A 15,657-nucleotide genomic window follows, 5' to 3' on the forward strand; every position below is an offset into this window, starting at 1 on the left:
TGGGTATGACGTACTTCACGGGCAAGGTCGCCGTCGTCACCGGCGCGGGATCGGGCATCGGACGGGCCCTCGCGGTCGGTCTCGCACAGCGGGGCGCCCGCGTGGCCATCAGTGACGTGGACGCCGCGGGACTGGCCGAGACGCGAGCGACCCTCGAGGCCGCGGGCGCCGACGTCCGTGCCGATCACCTCGACGTCTCCGAGCGCGAGCGGGTGCTCGCGTACGCCGACGAGGTCGCCGCGCACTTCGGCGTGATCCATCAGGTCTACAACAACGCGGGCATCGCGTTCACCGGCGACATCGAGGCGATGGACTTCAAGCACCTCGAGCGCATCATGGACGTGGACTACTGGGGTGTCGTGAACGGCTCGAAGGCCTTCCTGCCGCATCTCATCGCGTCGGGCGACGGTCACGTCGTCAACATCTCCAGCGTCTTCGGCATCATCTCGGTGCCCACGCAGGGCGCTTACAACGCCGCCAAGTTCGCCGTCCGCGGCTTCACCGAGGCGCTGCGGATGGAGATGGTGGCGCGCGGCCGGCCGGTCAAGGTCACGTGCGTGCACCCCGGCGGCATCCGGACCAACGTCGCCCGCAACGCCGGTCAGGTGGACGGGCTCGACCACGACGACCTGGCCTCGTCGTTCGACCGGGTCGCGCGCACCTCGCCCGAGCGCGCCGCCGAGGTGATCCTGCGGGGTGTCGAGAAGGGCAAGGCGCGGGTGCTCATCGGCGCGGACGCCCGCGTGATCGACCTCGTGTCGAGGGTGACGGGTCCGCACTACCAGCGGCTCGTCGCACGCTTCGCGGGGAAGGCGGGACTGTGAGCGTCTTCACCGTCAAGAACGCCTGGGGCGGCCAGCGTCTGCCGCACCCGCCCGGCCGTCGGCCGGTCGCCTACGACGCGCTGACGATGCGCACGGGCACGCCCCTGGCCAACGTGATGCGCGTCGGCAAGGACCTCGGCCCGCTGTTCGAGGTGCGAGTGTTCAGCCAGAAGTTCGTCTTCGTCACGGGTGCCGAGCTGGCCGCCGAGATGTGCGACGAGACCCGCTTCCACAAGAACCTGCCGCCGGCCCTGGTGGCGCTGCGCGAGTTCGTCGGCGACGCGCTGTTCACCGCGTTCGACCACGAGCCCAACTGGGACACGGCGCACGGCGTGCTGATGCCCGCGTTCTCCAAGGCGGCGATGCGCGGCTACCACGACACGATGCTCGAGACCGCCGCCGAGATGCTCGCGGTGTGGGACGGGATCGACGGCCCGATCGACGTCACCGCAGACATGACCAAGCTGACGATGGAGACGATCAGCCGCTGCGCGTTCAGCCGCGACTTCGGCTCGTTCACATCGCGCGAGCGACACCCGTTCGTCGACGCCATGATCGCCGCACTGATGACCGGCATGCAGAAGTCGTCGCTCGACTCGATCCCCGGCGGCAAGCGCATCGCGAAGCGGATCGACGAGGCCAACGCCGAGCACCGCGCCTACGTGGACGACCTCGTCGACGAGATGGTGCGCGACCGTCGGGCGACGGGGGAGCGGCGCGACGACCTGCTCGACCGCATGCTCTACGAGGCGCACCCGGAGACCGGCGTGCGGCTCGACGACCAGAACATCCGCGAGCAGATCCTGACCTTCCTCGTGGCGGGCCACGAGACCACCTCGGGGGCGCTGAGCTTCGTCCTCTACTACCTCTCGCGCCACCCCGACATGCTGGCGAAGGCGCAGTCCGAGACCGACGCGCTGCTCGGCGACGACCCGGATGCCGAGCCGACGTTCGAGCAGGTGCCGCGGTTCCGCTACCTGCGCCGCTGCCTCGACGAGGGCCTGCGGCTGTGGCCCACGGCGCCCGCGTTCGCGCGCTCGCCGCGCGAGACCACCACGATCGCGGCCGGCACCGATCACGAGGCCGTGATGACGCCCGACGACTGGGCGATCATCGTGCTCCCGATGATGCACCGCGACCCCGTGGCTTGGGGGCCGACGGCCGACGAGTTCGATCCCGACCGCTTCCTGCCCGAGAACTCCAAGGGCCGGATGAAGAACGTCTACAAGCCGTTCGGCACCGGCGACCGGGCGTGCATCGGCCGCCAGTTCGCGCTGCACGAGGCGATCCTCGTCCTCGCGCGGCTGCTGCACCGCTACGACATCACGGCCGACCCCGACTACGACCTGCGGATCGACGAGCGTCTCACGATCGTGCCGAAGGGCTTCGAAGTGACGCTGACCCGTCGGACACCGTCGCGCGGGCCCGAGGAGCTGGCCGGCGACGACGGCCCGGCCGAGGTGCCCACGGGCTGCCCGGTGGCGCACTGAGGCCTCACCTCAAGGTGGTGCGGCCGTCGGCGTGCACGGTCCAGTACGGGTTGTGCGCGATCTCCCACGGATGGCCGTCGGGGTCGGCGACGTAGCCGGAGTAGCCGCCCCACTCGGTGGCCTCGGCCGGTTTGAGCACCGTGGCGCCAGCCGTGCGCGCCTGCTCGATCACGGTGTCGACCTCGGCGGGTGATCCGACGTTCTGGGCCAGCGCGATGCCGCTGAAGGTGGCGCCGGTGTCCTCGACGCGGGCGTCCTTCGCCAGCCCGGCGCGGGTCCACAGCGCCAGGATCATGCCCGGCAGCTGGTAGAACGCGATGCCGTCCTCGTCGTTGTCCTTCGTGAATCCGAGGCCGCCCTCGTAGAAGGCGCGCGCCCGGTCGAGGTCGGCGACACCGAGGGTGATGAGGCTGAGTCGTTGGTCCATGCCGGTCACGCTAGACCCCGCCGCGGACAAGCCCGGGCGCTGACGATCGACCATGTCACACGACCAACATCCGTAACTCGGCTCGCGAGCGACACATCGTCGGTAACGTCCGTTCGGGCCCCGAACGGATCGGGTGAGCTGTGCCCGGACGAGCGAGTGGAGGGCGAGGATGCTGAGCTCCTTGCGGTTGGTGTTGGCCTGCGGAGCGGCGTCGGCGGTGGTCGGGGCGGGCTCGGCCCTCGTCGTGACGACGGCGACGAGCGACGACGCGGTGCCGGTGAGCTCGCCGATGTACGGCTGCATGGACGTCACGGCGGGCTCGCTCTACCTCTCGGACTCCGGCACCTGCGCCGACGACCTCGTGCCGGTCACGTGGCAGGGCGAGCCCGAGGCGGCCGAGGGTGCTGCCGGGGCCGACGGCGAGGACGGCTCGAACGCCCAGGACGGCGAGGACGGTCTCGACGGCGCCGCCGGCTCTTCGGGTGCGGCGGGCGCGCAGGGCGTAGCCGGAGCGAACGGCGAGGACGGTGCCGACGGCCAGGACGGTGCTGACGGCGCGACCGGCGACAAGGGCGCCAAGGGCGACACGGGCGCGACCGGCGCCAAGGGCGACCAGGGCGCCGACGGCGCGACCGGCGCCAAGGGCGATGACGGTGCGACCGGCGCAACCGGTGCGACCGGCGAGAAGGGCGCCGACGGGGCCAAGGGCGAGAAGGGCGACGACGGTGCCGACGGCGCGACGGGTGCGACCGGCGAGAAGGGCGCCGACGGGGCCAAGGGCGAGAAGGGCGACGACGGCGCCGCGGGCGCAACCGGCGCGAAGGGCGACCAGGGCGACCGAGGCGACGACGGCGTCGTCCCGTGGAGCGCCGTGTCGTCCTGGAGCGGCGCGACGACCTACAGCGCCGGTCCTCCGGCGGCGGTGGTGACCCGCGGCGGCAGCACGTACGTGGCCGCGCGCTCCTCGATCGCCGCGGACCCGGCGTCCTCGCCGGCGGACTGGATCCTCGTCGCGGCCGCAGGCGCGAAGGGCGACAAGGGCGACAAGGGCGACAAGGGCGAGACGGGCGAGCAGGGCGCGCAAGGCGAGACGGGGGCCGCGGGCGCGGCCGGTGTCGCAGGCGCGTCCGGCGCTGACGGTGAGGACGGCGCCACGGGCGCCGCCGGCGCCGCGGGTCCGGCGGGCCCCGCCGGGCCGACGGGTCCGGCGGGCCCGCAGGGTCCTCAGGGCATCCAGGGCCCGGCCGGCAACTCCCTGCTGTCGAGCGAGTTCAACCAGTGGCAGGGCTCCGCCCGCGCGTTCCGCGACGACTACGACTGCACGGTCGGCACGGTCGTGCTGGGCGTGGGCTGGCGGGGCGTGCCCGCCGACGGCCGGATCCTGCCGATCCAGCAGTACCAGGCGCTGTTCTCGCTCCTCGGCACCTACTTCGGCGGGAACGGGTCCACGACGTTCGCGGTCCCGGACCTGCGAGCGGTCACCCCGAACGGGCTGCGCTACAGCATCTGCAACAACGGGATCTACCCGTCGTCCGAGTGAGGACGGGCGCTCAGTCGTCGAGGAGTCCTGCCGCCCGCGCCACCTCGCGGTAGGCGCGGGCCAGGGACTCGACGGTCTCGTGGGCGTTGAGGCCGCTCGGGTTGGGGACCACCCAGACCTCGGCCCCGGCGAGGTCGCCGGGCTGGCGACCGGGACGGGCAGCGCGGTGCCCGAACGCGGTGCGGTACGACGTGATGCCCGCGACCGCCACCACGCGCGGCCGGCGCTCGCGCACGAGCGACACCAGACGCTCGCGGCCCTCGACGAGCTCCGCGGGGTCCAGCTCGTCGGCGCGGGCGGAGGCGCGCGCGACGAGGTTGGTGATGCCGACGCCCCGCGCACGCAGCTGGTCGGCCGCCTCGGCGGGGTCGTCGGAGTCCACGAGCCCGGCTCGCACGAGCGCCGGGTAGAAGCGGTTCCCGCGCCGCGCGAAGTGCAGACCCGTGGCGGCGCTGACGAGCCCGGGGTTGATGCCGACGAACAGCAGGCGCAGCTCATCGGGCATCAGGTCCGGGATCGTGCTCCCGGCGAACGACTCCAGCTCGGCGCGGCTCCAGCCCACGTCAGCCCGCGAACCGGCCGAGCAGGCCGGCGTCCAGCTCGGCCTCGGTGACCTCGTGGTGGTCGACGTGGGCGTCCTTCTCGACGAGCAGGTCGTCGTCGCCGGGGTAGAAGACGGCAACCCCGGGGTCGTCGCCCGCGAAGCTCCGCACGTCGTCCATCGACTCCCACAGCGAGAGCGTGACGACCTCGACGAGGTCGCCGACGTGCCGGCGCAGGACGAGGACGCCGAGGTTCCCGGGGGTGGCGCGGTAGGCGCGCACCCCCGTGGCGCTCTGGTGCGCCAGGTAGGCCTCGACGTCCTCGGGGCGCACGGCGCCCCGCCAGCGACGCAGGATCACCGGCCCGGCCTCAGGCGTACGAGACGCCGGTGGCGTGCAGCGGGCAGTAGCCGTACGGGTTCTTCACGAGGTACTGCTGGTGGCCCTCCTCGGCGTACCAGTAGTCCTCGAGCGGACGGATCTGCGTGGTGATCTGTCCGTACCCGTGGGCGGTCATCTGCTTCTGGTAGGCGTCGCGGGACGCCTCCGCCTCGGCCTGCTGCTCGGGCGTGGTGGTCAGCAGGATCGAGCGGTACTGCGAGCCGCGGTCGTTGCCCTGGCGCATGCCCTGCGTGGGGTCGTGGTTCTCCCAGAACACCTTGAGCAGGTCGGCGTAGCTGGTGACCGAGGGGTCGAAGACCACCTTCACGACCTCGGCGTGACCGGTGCGACCGGTGCACACCTCCTCGTAGGTGGGGTTGGGGGTGTGGCCGCCGGCGTAGCCGACCGAGGTGGACCAGACGCCGGGCTGCTCCCAGAACGTCTTCTCCTCACCCCAGAAGCAGCCGAGGCCGAAGACCGCGACGCCGAAGCCCTCGGGGCCGTCGGTCTCGATGGGGTTGCCCGTGACGAGGTGGCGGTCGCCGACCTCGAAGGGGCGGGTGTCGCGGCCGGGCAGAGCGGTGTCCGCCGTGGGCAGCGTCGTCTTGTCGAATCCGAATCGCATGGGACCTCCTGTGTCGTCATCAACACCGTGCGGTGTCGGCATGTTCCCGTAGCCTCGATGCGTGAGCAACGAGACGCCGCGCGGTGCCGGGCGGTACGAGGTTCCCATCGGCATCGAGATCGCCGCAGCCTGGGCCTGGCGCATCGTCGTCATCGGCGCCGCGCTCTACGTCCTGGCCCTGGGTCTGGGGCACTTCTCCGAGGTCACGATCCCGATCGCCGTCGCGATCCTGCTGGCCGCGCTGACGATCGGCGGCGTCGACTGGCTCGTCCGGCACCGGGTGCCGCGGCTGGTGGCGTCGCTCGCGGTCGTGCTGGGGCTGGTGCTCGCGCTGGTGGGCATGCTCGGCCTCGTGGGCCAGCAGCTGTCCACGCAGTTCGACGACCTGCGCGACAGCGTGGTCGAGGGCATCGCCCAGCTGCAGGACTGGGCGCGCACCGGGCCGCTCGGCCTCTCCGACCGCCAGCTGGCCGACTGGGTCGACCGCGTGCAGGCCGCGATCTCCTCCAGCGACTCATCGGTGGTCAACCAGGCCACCGAGGTCGGCACCCAGATCGGCCACTTCGTCACCGGATTCTTCATCGCGCTCTTCGCGCTGTTCTTCTTCCTCTACGAGGGCGGGCGGATCTGGTCGTGGGTCGTCGCGCTGTTCCCGCGCGCCGCGCGGCCTCGCGTGGCGTCCTCCGGCCGTGCCGCATGGGGCTCGCTCACCGCGTTCGTCCGGGCCACGGTCCTCGTCGCGCTCGTCGACGCGATCGGCATCGCCGGCGTCGCGTTGATCCTCCAGGTCCCGCTCGCGGCGGCCATCGGCGTCCTGGTGTTCCTCGGCGCGTTCGTGCCCATCGTCGGCGCGCTCGTGTCGGGCATGGTCGCCGTCCTCGTGGCCCTCGTCGCGCAGGGGCCGGTCACCGCGCTGCTCATGCTGGCGGGCGTGATCGCGGTCCAGCAGCTCGAGTCGCACGTGCTCCAGCCGTTCCTCATGGGCGCGATCGTCGCCCTCCACCCGCTGGCCATCCTGCTGGCGATCGCCACGGGCCTCGTCGTCGCCGGCGTGGTCGGTGCGCTGCTCTCGGTGCCCTTCGCGGCCTGCCTCAACAGCGTGGTCCGGCACCTCGCGAACGGCGAGCCACCCGACACCGACGGCGTGCTGGGGGAGGAGTCCCGCGACCTCGGCGACCCACCTCCCGCCACGGCCTAGGGTGGACGTGTGGATCTCGACGATGCGCGCGCCGCGCGGGACCTGCTCGACGGAGTCAGCGAGGTCACGCCGCTGACGCACTCCCGCTGGCTGCACGCCCTCACCGGGCGCGACGTCCGCTTCAAGTGCGAGAACCTCCAGCGCGCGGGGTCGTTCAAGATCCGCGGTGCCTACACGCGCATCGCCCGGCTGTCCGACGAGGAGCGCTCCCGCGGCGTCGTCGCCGCCAGCGCCGGCAACCACGCGCAGGGCGTCGCGCTCGCGGCGGCCCAGCTCGGCGCCGACGCCACGATCTTCATGCCGCACGGCGCGGCGCTGCCCAAGGTCGCGGCCACCCGCGGCTACGGCGCCGAGGTCCGCTTCCACGGCTCGGGCGTCACCGAGGCGCTCGTCGCGGCCTCGGAGTTCGCCGAGAAGACCGGCGCCACCCTGATCCACCCGTTCGACCACGCGGACATCGTCGCGGGCCAGGCCACGGTGGGCCTCGAGATCATCGAGCAGCTGCCCGAGGTCGCCACGATCCTCGTGCCGCTGGGCGGGGGTGGACTCGCGGCCGGCATCGGGCTGGTCAAGACCGAGCGTCCCGACATCACGGTCGTCGGCGTCCAGGCCGAGGCCGCCGCGGCCTACCCCGACTCGCTCGCCGAGGGCATGCCGGTCGAGGCCGACCTCGGCGCCACGATGGCCGACGGCATCGCCGTGGCCCGCCCCGGCGAGGTGCCGTTCGGGCTGATCCGCGACCACGTCGACGAGGTCGTCACGGTCTCGGAGGAGTCGATGAGCCAGGCCCTGATCGGCCTGCTCGAGCGCGCGAAGCTGCTCGTCGAGCCCGCCGGCGCGGTCGGCGTCGCGGCGCTGCTCGAGCACCCCGACCGGTTCGAGGGGCCCGTCGTGCCCGTGCTGTCCGGCGGCAACATCGACGCGCTGCTGCTGCTCGAGGTGATCCGCCACGGCCTCGCGTCCGGCGGCCGCTTCCTCATGTTCCGCGTGCGCATCTCCGACCGCCCCGGCGAGCTGATGCGCCTGCTCACGGCGCTGGCCGAGATGGACGTCAACATCCTCAACGTGCACCACGACCGCGGCTCCGAGGCCCTCGGCGTGCGCGAGGTGGAGGTCGCCCTCCAGGTGGCCACCCGCGGACCCGAGCACCGCGCCGACGTCTGGCGCCGCCTCGTCGAGCTCGGCTACGACCCGATCTGACACCGAACGCACGAGCGCCCGCCACCTGAGGTGACGGGCGCTCGCAGCCACCGGGCGGTGGCACGCGGGATCAGTAGGGCTTGGCCTCGAGGATCTCCACGGTGATGGTCTTGCCGTTCGGGGCCTCGTAGGAGACCGTGTCGCCGGCGAACTTGTCCACGATCGCCGAGCCGAGCGGCGACGTGGGCGAGTAGATGTCCAGGTCGACGCTGGAGTCCAGGCTGAGCAGCTCGCGCGAGCCCAGCAGGAACGTCTCGGTGTCGGTGTCGCCCTGGAAGCGGATGGTGACCTTCATGCCCGCCTCGACCTTGCCGTCGTCGGCCGGCGCCTCGCCGACCTCGGCGCGACGGAGGCGGTCCTCCAGCTGGCGGATCTGCGCATCGGTCTTGCCCTGCTCCTCGCGAGCGGCGTGGTACCCGCCGTTCTCGCGCAGGTCGCCCTCCTCGCGGGCGTTGGCGATCTTCTGCGTGATGTCGGGCAGGACCTCGTTCTTGAGGCGGTTGAGCTCGGCGACGAGTCGGTCGTAGGCCTCCTGGGTGACCCAGATGGTCTCGGTCTCAGTCGACATGGCGTGCTCCTCACTACGTACGACACCCCGGGACCTCCCGGGGTGAAATTCCGAGTCTACAGCATCAGGCCGCGTCGCAGGAGTCCAAGACGGCCGTGACGGCACGGCGCTCGGTGCGGATCTCCGCGACGACCCGGGTCTGCGACGTGGATGACGCCGGGACCTCGATCGTGCGCTCGCCGACGACGACCTTGTCCTGGCTCTGGGCGAAGACGCGGCACGTCAGCGCCACGGGCTCGTCGTAGAAGATCTCGAGATCGACCTTGGTGGTGCGGTCGTCGAGGACCTCGTAGGAGTGGACGCGCGCCTGGTGCGCGGGGACGTCGGACCACGAGGCCCAGGCCGCCCAGGCGACGCCGATCGAGATGCCGATGGTGGCGACGACGGGCCACAGCCAGCGGGGGGTCGTGCGGCGGTGGCGTCCGTATCGCGCTTCCAGGTCGGTCACGACTACCAGTGTCTCAGGGGCGTGAAAGACTGGGGCACGTGGTCGAGAACGCCGAAGCCGGCACCCTGCGTCTGATGCACGTGCACGCCCATCCCGACGACGAGTCGAGCAAGGGCGCCGCGTCCACCGCCAAGTACGTGGCCGAGGGGGTCGACGTCCACGTGGCCACCTGCACCGGTGGCGAGCGCGGGTCGATCCTCAACCCGGCGTTCGAGCACCCGGGGATCCTCGAGAACCCCGACCTCATCGCCGAGATCCGCCGCGAGGAGATGGACAAGGCGCGCGAGATCCTCGGCATCGCCCAGGACTGGCTCGGCTTCGTCGACTCCGGCTGGCCCGAGGGCAACCCCAAGCCTCCGCTCGAGGAGGGCTGCTTCGCGCTCGTCCCGATCGAGGAGGCGGCCGCGCCGCTCGTGCGGCTCATCCGCTCGTTCCGCCCGCACGTGCTCACCACGTACGACGAGAACGGCGGCTACCCGCACCCCGACCACATCAAGTGCCACGAGGTCAGCGTCTACGCCTTCGAGGCCGCGGCCGACCCCGAGCGCTACCCCGACCTCGGCGAGCCGTGGCAGGTGCAGAAGCTCTACTACCACCACGGCTGGTCGCGGGCGCGCATCGAGGCGATCAACGCCGCGATGGAGCGTCACGGCCTCGAGTCGCCGTACAAGGACTGGCTCGAGACGCGCGAGATCGACCCCGAGCACGAGAAGCGCCTCACCACGCGCGTGCCCTGCTCGGAGTACTTCGAGGTGCGCGACCGGGCGCTCATCGCGCACGCCACCCAGATCGACCCGAACGGCTTCTGGTTCGCGGTCCCGCGCGAGGTCCAGGCCGAGGCCTGGCCCACCGAGGACTACGAGCTCGTGAAGTCGTTCGTCGACACGCAGCTGCCCGAGGACGACCTCTTCGCCGGTCTGCGCTGAGTCAGCGGCGCAGCGCCCGGCGGGCCACGCCGCGCACGGGCTCGAGCACGCCGTCCACCCGGCTGTGGGCCAGGGCGGCGCGCGCCGCGTTCATGCCGGGCGCGCCGTGCACGCCGCCGCCGGGGTGGGCCGAGGCCGACCCGAGGTAGAGGCCGCGGACGGGCGTCTCCGACCGGCCGAGCCCCGGGATGGGGCGGAAGAACAGCTCCTGTTGCAGCTGTGACGTGCCGCCGTTGATGGCGCCGCCGACGAGGTTGGCGTTGCGAGCCTCGAGCTCGCGCGGTCCCAGCACGCGGCGGGCGATCACGCGCGAGCCGAACCCGGGGGCCAGTCGCTCGATCCGCGCCTGCATGCGGTCGGCGAAGCGCTCGGCGTCGGCGGCGTCCCACGTGCCGCGCACCGAGCCGTCGCCCGCGTCGGCGACGGTCTTCTGCGGGACGTGCGTGTAGGCCCATACCGACTCGGTGCCGGCGGGGGAGCGGGTGGGGTCGGTCGTGCTCATCTGGCCGGCCAGCATGAACGGGTGCGCGGGCACGTGGCCCGCGTGCACCTGCTGGAGCGCCACGTTCATCTCGAGCCGCGAGTCGGCCACGTGGAACGTGCCGGGGTCGTGCGGGGTCCGGCTGGCCCACGGAATGGGACCGTCGAGCGCCCAGTCCACCTTCACGGTGCCGGGGTCGAGGCGGAAGCCCTGCATCCGCTCGTGGATCTTGGCAGGGACGTCGGATGGGGCGAGCAGGTCGCCGTAGAGCTGGGTGGCGATGACGTCGGCGATCACCGCGCGGCGGGCCTCGTGGCGCTCGCCGTCGGCGGTGCGGACGCCCACGGCGCGCCCGTCGACGACCTCGACGTGGGCGACCCGGGTGGAGGTCTCGATCTGGCCGCCCAGCGACTCGAGCCGGCTGGCCATCGCGCGGGTGAGCATCCCGGCGCCGCCCTCGGGAACGGGGAAGCCCACGGTCTGACCGAGCATCGTCATCATGAGGCCCATCAGTCCCGAGCCCGGCGCGTCGAGTGGGATGTCCGCGTGTCCCGCGTTGCCCGCGAGGAGCAGGCCGGGGGAGGAGCCCGTGAACCGGACGTCGGCCAGGTCGACGACCGGGCTGAGCAGCGTCTTGACGAAGTCGAGGCCGCCGACGCGACGCAGCTTCGCGAGCGTCGAGACACCACCTCGGACGGGCGGGAACGGCGTCAGCAGGGAGGTGATGAGGGCGTCCCCGATCTCGTCCCACGCGGCGCAGAGCTCGAGCCAGGCCTCGCCGTCTCCGGGCTGCTGCTCGTCCATGAGAGCGGCGGTGATGTTGCGGTCGCGGTGCAACAGCGCCCAGGCGCCGTCGGGCGTGGGGTGGCCGAGCACGGCGGGGGCATGGGTCCAGCGGAGCCCGTGCTCCTCCAGGCGGAAGCCCTGGATCGTGCGCGAGGCGGCGGCGAGCGGATAGAAGGTGCTGAACGTGTCGTGGACGAAGTCCGGGTGCACGGCGCGGTCGCTGCGCACGGCTCCGCCGATCTCGGGCTGCTCCTCCAGGACCAGCACCGACCAGCCGGCGTCGATCAGGTGGTTGGCGGCGACCAGGCCGTTCGGCCCGGCGCCGATGACGATCGCGTCGTGGGTCACCGGTGGTCCACCTTCTGCAGGGATGACAGGACGTTGCCGGCCGTGGCGCCGACCGTGCGACTCGCGTCGGACGCGAGGCGCGCGAACAGCGGGCCGACCATCGCATCGTAGACGCGCGGCGCGGCCACGAAGCCGAGGCGAAGCAGGTGGTTGAGCGCGGGGACCTGGCTCTGACGCCGAGGACGCTCGAGGCGACGGACCACGACGCGAGCGACGGTGTCGGGCTGCAGCACCGGTGGCGGGGGCGTGCCGGGATGGCCGTGGACGTTGGCGGCGTGGGGGTAGATCGGCGTGTCGACGCCGCCTGGGGCGACGTGCGAGATGCCCACGCCGACGTCGCGGTTCTCCACCTGCAGCTGGCGGCACAGCGATCGCAGCGCCCACTTGCTGATGACGTAGGGGGTCATGGTCGGCACGGCGAGATGGCCGACGACCGAGCCGACCACGACGATCGAGCCCTCGTCGCGGGCCCGCATCGACGGCAGCACGTGCCGGACGACGTTCACGACGCCGATCACGTTGGTGTGCAGGACGGCCTCGAAGATCTCGGGCGGGACCTCCTCGGCGCGACCGTACGCGGCGACGCCGGCGCTGCACACGACGTCGTCGATCCGGCCGTGGCGGGCCAGGACCTCGCGGACACGCTCGCCGATCGCCTCGTCGTCGCCGACGTCGGCGGGTGCGACGTGCACGGAGGCGGCGCCGCGCGCTCGCGCCTCCTCGGCGGTCTCCTCGAGCACCTCGACGCCGCGCGCGACGAGGGCCAGGCGGTCGCCCCGCTCGGCGAGTCGCAGCACGACTGCGCGGCCGATGCCGCTGGACGCGCCGGTGACGAGCGAGACCCGGGGGCTCATGAGGTCGACAGGTCGCGTCGCTCTGCGATGTAGGCGAGCCGTCGCAGCGTCTCGGAGTTCCGCCACTTGAGGGAGGGACCGCGGACGGGGCGGGGGATCAGGGTGGCCGGTCCGCTCGCGGGTTCCTCGGAGATGGTCACGAGGGTGCCGGCGCCCTGCGGCGCGAGGGTGATGACGACCTCGGCCGTGCCGGCGGGCCAGGCGCGGGCGAGCAGCTTGAGGCGGTGGCCGGGGTTGACCTCGAGCACGCTCGTGCTGTCGTCGATGAGGGCGGGCCAGACGCCGACGGAGTGGTGCAGCTTCGAGCCGACGAGCGGCCACGACGGGTCGACGTCGCGCATGCGCGAGGCACCGACGACCCACAGCGGGTAGAGCCAGCCGTCGGACAGGACCTCCCACACCCGCTCGGGCGTGGTCTCGATGAGGCGAGTGTTCGTCGTCATGTCGGGGACGTACCCACGGCACGCACGGCCACACGTGCGCGCAGGCGGGTTGAGGGCGTCGCCTACGCTGCGGTGGAACACCGATTCGACAGTGAGGAACGAGCAGATGTGCTCTCCGGTCCCGTGCAGGCAGTGCGGCAAGACGACGTGGCGTGGATGTGGCGAGCACGTCGACCAGGTCAAGGCGGCCGTCCCGGCCGATCAGTGGTGCGGTCACGAGCAGGACTAGGCTGATCCGGTGACCATGCTGGATTTCGCGGTGCTCGCGACGCAGGAGATCGATCCCGAGGGCAACCAGCCGATCGGCTGGCTGGCCGGCCTCTACACGCTGGCCCTGTTCATCGTGATCGGCCTGCTGCTGTGGTCGTTCACGAAGATGGCCAAGAAGGCGCGCCAGCCGTGGGAGGGCGAGGACGACGCTCCCGCGGACGAGGATCCACCGAAGCCGTGACCGAGCTGCCCCGTCTCTGGCACGAGTTCGTCGAGGCGAACCCGCAGTTCGCCGACGAGGTGCCGGAGGTCGAGCCGTTCGGCGACACCCCCGAGATGGCCGACGACCTGGCTCGCCTCGTGTTGGCGGGGACGAAGCGCGCCACGGCCTCGCCTGTCGAGGAGGGCGTGGCTCCCGAGGACGCCCACTGGGTGCTGCTCGACGGTCGAGGCGAGGCCGTGGCCGTGCTGCACACGCACGAGATCCGCATGGGTCGCCTCGACTCCGTGGACGACGCGTTCGCCTGGGACGAGGGCGAGGGCGACCGCACGCGCGACTGGTGGCTCGACGCCCACCGCGGCTTCTTCCGTCGTCGGCTTCCGCACGTGACCGACTTCGACGCGCTCCCCACCGTCTTCGAGCGGTTCACCGTCGTCTGGCCCCCGGCGCTCGCCGACTGACCTCGTGCCCACGCTGACAACCGAGCGGCTGACGCTGCGTACCTGGACGCAGGCGGACCGCGAGCCGTTCGCCGCGCTCAACGCCGACCCCGAGGTCATGGAGCACTTCCCGGCTGTTCTTGACCGGGCCGCGAGCGACGCCCTCGCCGACCGCTTCGAGACGCGCATGGCGCACCAGGGCTGGGGCCTGTGGGTCGTCGAGGCGCAGGGTCGCTTCGCCGGCATGGCCGGGCTGAACCCCGTGCCGGCCGAGGTCCGCGCCCTCCTGCGCGGCTCGCCGCCGGTCGAGGTCGGCTGGCGCTTCGCCCGCTGGGCCTGGGGCCACGGCTGGGCCACCGAGGCCGCTCAGGCTGCGGTCCGCCACGGGTTCGACATGCTCGGTCTGAAGGAGATCGTCTCCTTCACCGCCGCAGGCAACCTCCGCTCCCGCGCGGTCATGGAGCGCCTCGGCATGACCCACGACTCGGCCGACGACTTCGACCACCCGGCGCTGGCGCTCGACAGTCCCCTGCGCCACCACGTCCTCTACCGCCTGGCGCGGTAAGAGCGAGCCGCACCCTCTACTCGGCGGAGAGGTACAACGCCACGATCCCTGCGAGCACGGCTCGCAGCTCGTCCCAGTGCGCGACTGCGTCCTCGGTGGGCATCGTGGGAAGCTTGCGGGTGAGACGCTTGGCTGTCATCCGGCTCAGAGCGTCGTAGGCAGCGTCTGATTCGGCGATCCAACCCCGGTCCTGGAGGGACCGCAGTGAGACCTCGAAGCTGTCCCAGTCGGCGAGGTAGACGGCAGCAATGGACTGCCGGTTGGGCGTCCTGAGGATGGCGCCACCGCCGGTCTCATCGACGATCAGATCCAGGTCGGACGCGAAGGCATTCAAGAGCTCGATGGCCTCGAGAGTGGATGGCTTGGACGCCGCAAACGCGGCTTGGCGGTCGACCGATCGTCTGGGTGCTGTCTTGGCGCTCGCGGCGGCAGTCCGGCCGTAGACAGCCGGCACGATCACTGTTCCGTCGTACCCCTGGGCGCGGTACTGCTTGACCTCGACGGCAAAGACCTCAGCCGGAGTCAGCTGCTCGTTGAGGAACTCGACGATGCGTCTCAGCTCGTCGGGGATGTGGTCGGCGACGAACACCATCCGGATACGGCCGCCGCGAAGGTTGTCCCCGATGCGGGTGAAGAACTCATCGATCGTCACTTCCGGGTCGCCGTGCAGCTCGTAGACGCTCTCCCTCGGGTCGCTGCCGAGTTCCGCTTGGGTGGTCTCGAATGCGATTCTCAGAGCATCCGGCGGCCAGTAACGGACGCCGTTGGCTGCGTAGTCGAGCATCTGGCCGACGACCTCGCGTCGGATTCGAGTGTCCGTCGATCGCTTGACTTCGACGAGCGTTGGCACCGCGTCCTGATCCACGAAGAGGTGGTCGACGCTCCAGCGTGATCCCGACCCATCACGATCGGGGACACCTTGCTCGCGCTTGACGAGAGCCCAACGCCTCGGCTCCTCGGGGGTCATCTGACCGCCGGCGAGCAGGTCTGGATGCGTCTCCAAGAGAGTTTGGAGCACGTCCTCGGCTTCATACGGAGCCGCCGTCATCGACGTCAGGTCCCCGTTCGCGCCGATGTGGAAGAGGCCGTCCTCGCTCACGATCGTTCCTCGCCGTAGATCATGCCGGCATCCTCCCTCAAA

19 protein-coding genes are annotated in these 15,657 nt (G+C 71.7%); 9 read left to right on the plus strand and 10 right to left on the minus strand.

The features are described 5' to 3' along the window. Positions 1-5 precede the first annotated feature (5 nt). Entirely contained in the window at positions 6-824 is an 819-nt protein-coding gene (locus ACK99Q_RS07935) for an SDR family NAD(P)-dependent oxidoreductase (RefSeq protein ID WP_410185603.1), read from the plus strand. After that, on the plus strand, positions 821-2,314 hold the full coding sequence (locus tag ACK99Q_RS07940; protein ID WP_410185604.1) for a cytochrome P450: 1,494 nt from the start codon (positions 821-823) through the stop codon (positions 2,312-2,314). Before ACK99Q_RS07935 ends, ACK99Q_RS07940 begins: the two co-directional genes overlap by 4 nt. Before the next feature lie 4 nt (positions 2,315-2,318). Here the strand turns inward: ACK99Q_RS07940 and ACK99Q_RS07945 are convergent, their stop codons facing one another. Next, on the minus strand, positions 2,319-2,741 hold the full coding sequence (locus ACK99Q_RS07945) for a VOC family protein (RefSeq protein ID WP_410185605.1): 423 nt from the start codon (positions 2,739-2,741) through the stop codon (positions 2,319-2,321). 169 nt (positions 2,742-2,910) lie between these two features. Here ACK99Q_RS07945 and ACK99Q_RS07950 point away from each other — a divergent pair, with 169 nt between their 5' ends. Beyond that, entirely contained in the window at positions 2,911-4,281 is a 1,371-nt protein-coding gene (locus ACK99Q_RS07950; RefSeq protein ID WP_410185606.1) for a tail fiber protein, read from the plus strand. Between the two features lie 10 nt (positions 4,282-4,291). Here ACK99Q_RS07950 and ACK99Q_RS07955 read toward each other — a convergent pair whose 3' ends face one another. From ACK99Q_RS07955 to msrA, 3 genes are read right to left on the minus strand one after another with little or no spacing between them, the layout of a single operon-like run. Next, positions 4,292-4,843, minus strand: coding sequence for a mismatch-specific DNA-glycosylase (locus ACK99Q_RS07955; RefSeq protein WP_410185607.1), 552 nt, complete (start codon positions 4,841-4,843; stop codon positions 4,292-4,294). A gap of 1 nt (position 4,844) precedes the next feature. Then, the gene (locus tag ACK99Q_RS07960; RefSeq protein ID WP_410185608.1) at positions 4,845-5,183 is read right to left on the minus strand and encodes a hypothetical protein; all 339 of its coding nucleotides are present in this window, start codon (positions 5,181-5,183) and stop codon (positions 4,845-4,847) included. Positions 5,184-5,193: 10 nt separating this feature from the next. Beyond that, on the minus strand, positions 5,194-5,829 hold the full coding sequence (gene msrA / locus ACK99Q_RS07965) for a peptide-methionine (S)-S-oxide reductase MsrA (RefSeq protein WP_410185609.1): 636 nt from the start codon (positions 5,827-5,829) through the stop codon (positions 5,194-5,196). 61 nt (positions 5,830-5,890) lie between these two features. Between msrA and ACK99Q_RS07970 the strand changes: the two genes are divergently transcribed. Then, a complete protein-coding gene (locus ACK99Q_RS07970) occupies positions 5,891-7,027 on the plus strand; it encodes an AI-2E family transporter (protein ID WP_410185610.1) in 1,137 nt (378 codons plus the stop codon). 9 nt (positions 7,028-7,036) lie between these two features. Continuing rightward, on the plus strand, positions 7,037-8,227 hold the full coding sequence (gene ilvA / locus ACK99Q_RS07975; protein WP_410185611.1) for a threonine ammonia-lyase: 1,191 nt from the start codon (positions 7,037-7,039) through the stop codon (positions 8,225-8,227). 70 nt (positions 8,228-8,297) lie between these two features. On the opposite strand, the gene greA is transcribed toward ilvA, so the two are convergent. Both greA and ACK99Q_RS07985 read right to left on the minus strand, forming a co-directional pair. After that, positions 8,298-8,795 carry a transcription elongation factor GreA gene (greA, locus tag ACK99Q_RS07980; RefSeq protein ID WP_410185612.1) on the minus strand — a complete coding sequence of 166 codons (498 nt, stop codon included), beginning with the start codon at positions 8,793-8,795 and terminating at the stop codon, positions 8,298-8,300. A 64-nt stretch (positions 8,796-8,859) separates the two neighbouring features. Then, a complete protein-coding gene (locus ACK99Q_RS07985) occupies positions 8,860-9,243 on the minus strand; it encodes a DUF4307 domain-containing protein (RefSeq protein ID WP_410185613.1) in 384 nt (127 codons plus the stop codon). A 74-nt stretch (positions 9,244-9,317) separates the two neighbouring features. Between ACK99Q_RS07985 and mca the strand changes: the two genes are divergently transcribed. Then, complete coding sequence (gene mca, locus ACK99Q_RS07990; protein ID WP_410186075.1) at positions 9,318-10,169, plus strand: mycothiol conjugate amidase Mca; 852 nt, start codon at positions 9,318-9,320, stop codon at positions 10,167-10,169. Position 10,170: 1 nt separating this feature from the next. On the opposite strand, the gene ACK99Q_RS07995 is transcribed toward mca, so the two are convergent. From ACK99Q_RS07995 to ACK99Q_RS08005, 3 genes are read right to left on the minus strand one after another with little or no spacing between them, the layout of a single operon-like run. Continuing rightward, entirely contained in the window at positions 10,171-11,784 is a 1,614-nt protein-coding gene (locus ACK99Q_RS07995) for a phytoene desaturase family protein (RefSeq protein ID WP_410185614.1), read from the minus strand. After that, positions 11,781-12,638, minus strand: a complete 858-nt coding sequence (locus ACK99Q_RS08000; protein WP_410185615.1) for an SDR family NAD(P)-dependent oxidoreductase — start codon at positions 12,636-12,638, stop codon at positions 11,781-11,783. Before ACK99Q_RS08000 ends, ACK99Q_RS07995 begins: the two co-directional genes overlap by 4 nt. Continuing rightward, on the minus strand, positions 12,635-13,081 hold the full coding sequence (locus ACK99Q_RS08005; protein WP_410185616.1) for an SRPBCC family protein: 447 nt from the start codon (positions 13,079-13,081) through the stop codon (positions 12,635-12,637). Before ACK99Q_RS08005 ends, ACK99Q_RS08000 begins: the two co-directional genes overlap by 4 nt. A gap of 238 nt (positions 13,082-13,319) precedes the next feature. On the opposite strand from ACK99Q_RS08005, the gene ACK99Q_RS08010 reads away from it, so the two are divergent. Genes ACK99Q_RS08010 through ACK99Q_RS08020 form a run of 3 tightly spaced genes read left to right on the plus strand, consistent with a single transcriptional unit; the run spans position 13,320 to position 14,516 of the window. Further along, positions 13,320-13,532 (plus strand): hypothetical protein, encoded by a 213-nt coding sequence (locus ACK99Q_RS08010; RefSeq protein ID WP_410185617.1) that lies wholly within the window; start codon positions 13,320-13,322, stop codon positions 13,530-13,532. Then, positions 13,529-13,972: an ASCH domain-containing protein gene (locus ACK99Q_RS08015; protein WP_410185618.1), complete on the plus strand. Its 444-nt coding sequence runs from the start codon at positions 13,529-13,531 to the stop codon at positions 13,970-13,972. The genes ACK99Q_RS08010 and ACK99Q_RS08015 overlap by 4 nt, the downstream gene beginning before the upstream one ends. Before the next feature lie 4 nt (positions 13,973-13,976). After that, positions 13,977-14,516: a GNAT family N-acetyltransferase gene (locus tag ACK99Q_RS08020; protein ID WP_410185619.1), complete on the plus strand. Its 540-nt coding sequence runs from the start codon at positions 13,977-13,979 to the stop codon at positions 14,514-14,516. Positions 14,517-14,532: 16 nt separating this feature from the next. On the opposite strand, the gene ACK99Q_RS08025 is transcribed toward ACK99Q_RS08020, so the two are convergent. Continuing rightward, complete coding sequence (locus tag ACK99Q_RS08025; RefSeq protein WP_410185620.1) at positions 14,533-15,615, minus strand: hypothetical protein; 1,083 nt, start codon at positions 15,613-15,615, stop codon at positions 14,533-14,535. Positions 15,616-15,657 lie beyond the last annotated feature (42 nt).

The sequence above is a fragment of the Aeromicrobium sp. MLTX1 genome, assembly GCF_046452335.1.
Classification (GTDB): domain Bacteria; phylum Actinomycetota; class Actinomycetes; order Propionibacteriales; family Nocardioidaceae; genus Aeromicrobium.

What these genes read in the sequence shown, in the direction of transcription:
- greA (WP_410185612.1), bottom strand. Translation starts at nt 8,795, where the DNA reads ATGTCGACTGAGACCGAGACCATCTGGGTCACCCAGGAGGCCTACGAC.
- mca (WP_410186075.1), top strand. Translation starts at nt 9,318, where the DNA reads ATGCACGTGCACGCCCATCCCGACGACGAGTCGAGCAAGGGCGCCGCG.
- ACK99Q_RS07935 (WP_410185603.1), top strand. Translation starts at nt 6, where the DNA reads ATGACGTACTTCACGGGCAAGGTCGCCGTCGTCACCGGCGCGGGATCG.
- ACK99Q_RS07945 (WP_410185605.1), bottom strand. Translation starts at nt 2,741, where the DNA reads ATGGACCAACGACTCAGCCTCATCACCCTCGGTGTCGCCGACCTCGAC.
- ACK99Q_RS08005 (WP_410185616.1), bottom strand. Translation starts at nt 13,081, where the DNA reads ATGACGACGAACACTCGCCTCATCGAGACCACGCCCGAGCGGGTGTGG.
- ACK99Q_RS07950 (WP_410185606.1), top strand. Translation starts at nt 2,911, where the DNA reads ATGCTGAGCTCCTTGCGGTTGGTGTTGGCCTGCGGAGCGGCGTCGGCG.
- ACK99Q_RS08000 (WP_410185615.1), bottom strand. Translation starts at nt 12,638, where the DNA reads ATGAGCCCCCGGGTCTCGCTCGTCACCGGCGCGTCCAGCGGCATCGGC.
- msrA (WP_410185609.1), bottom strand. Translation starts at nt 5,829, where the DNA reads ATGCGATTCGGATTCGACAAGACGACGCTGCCCACGGCGGACACCGCT.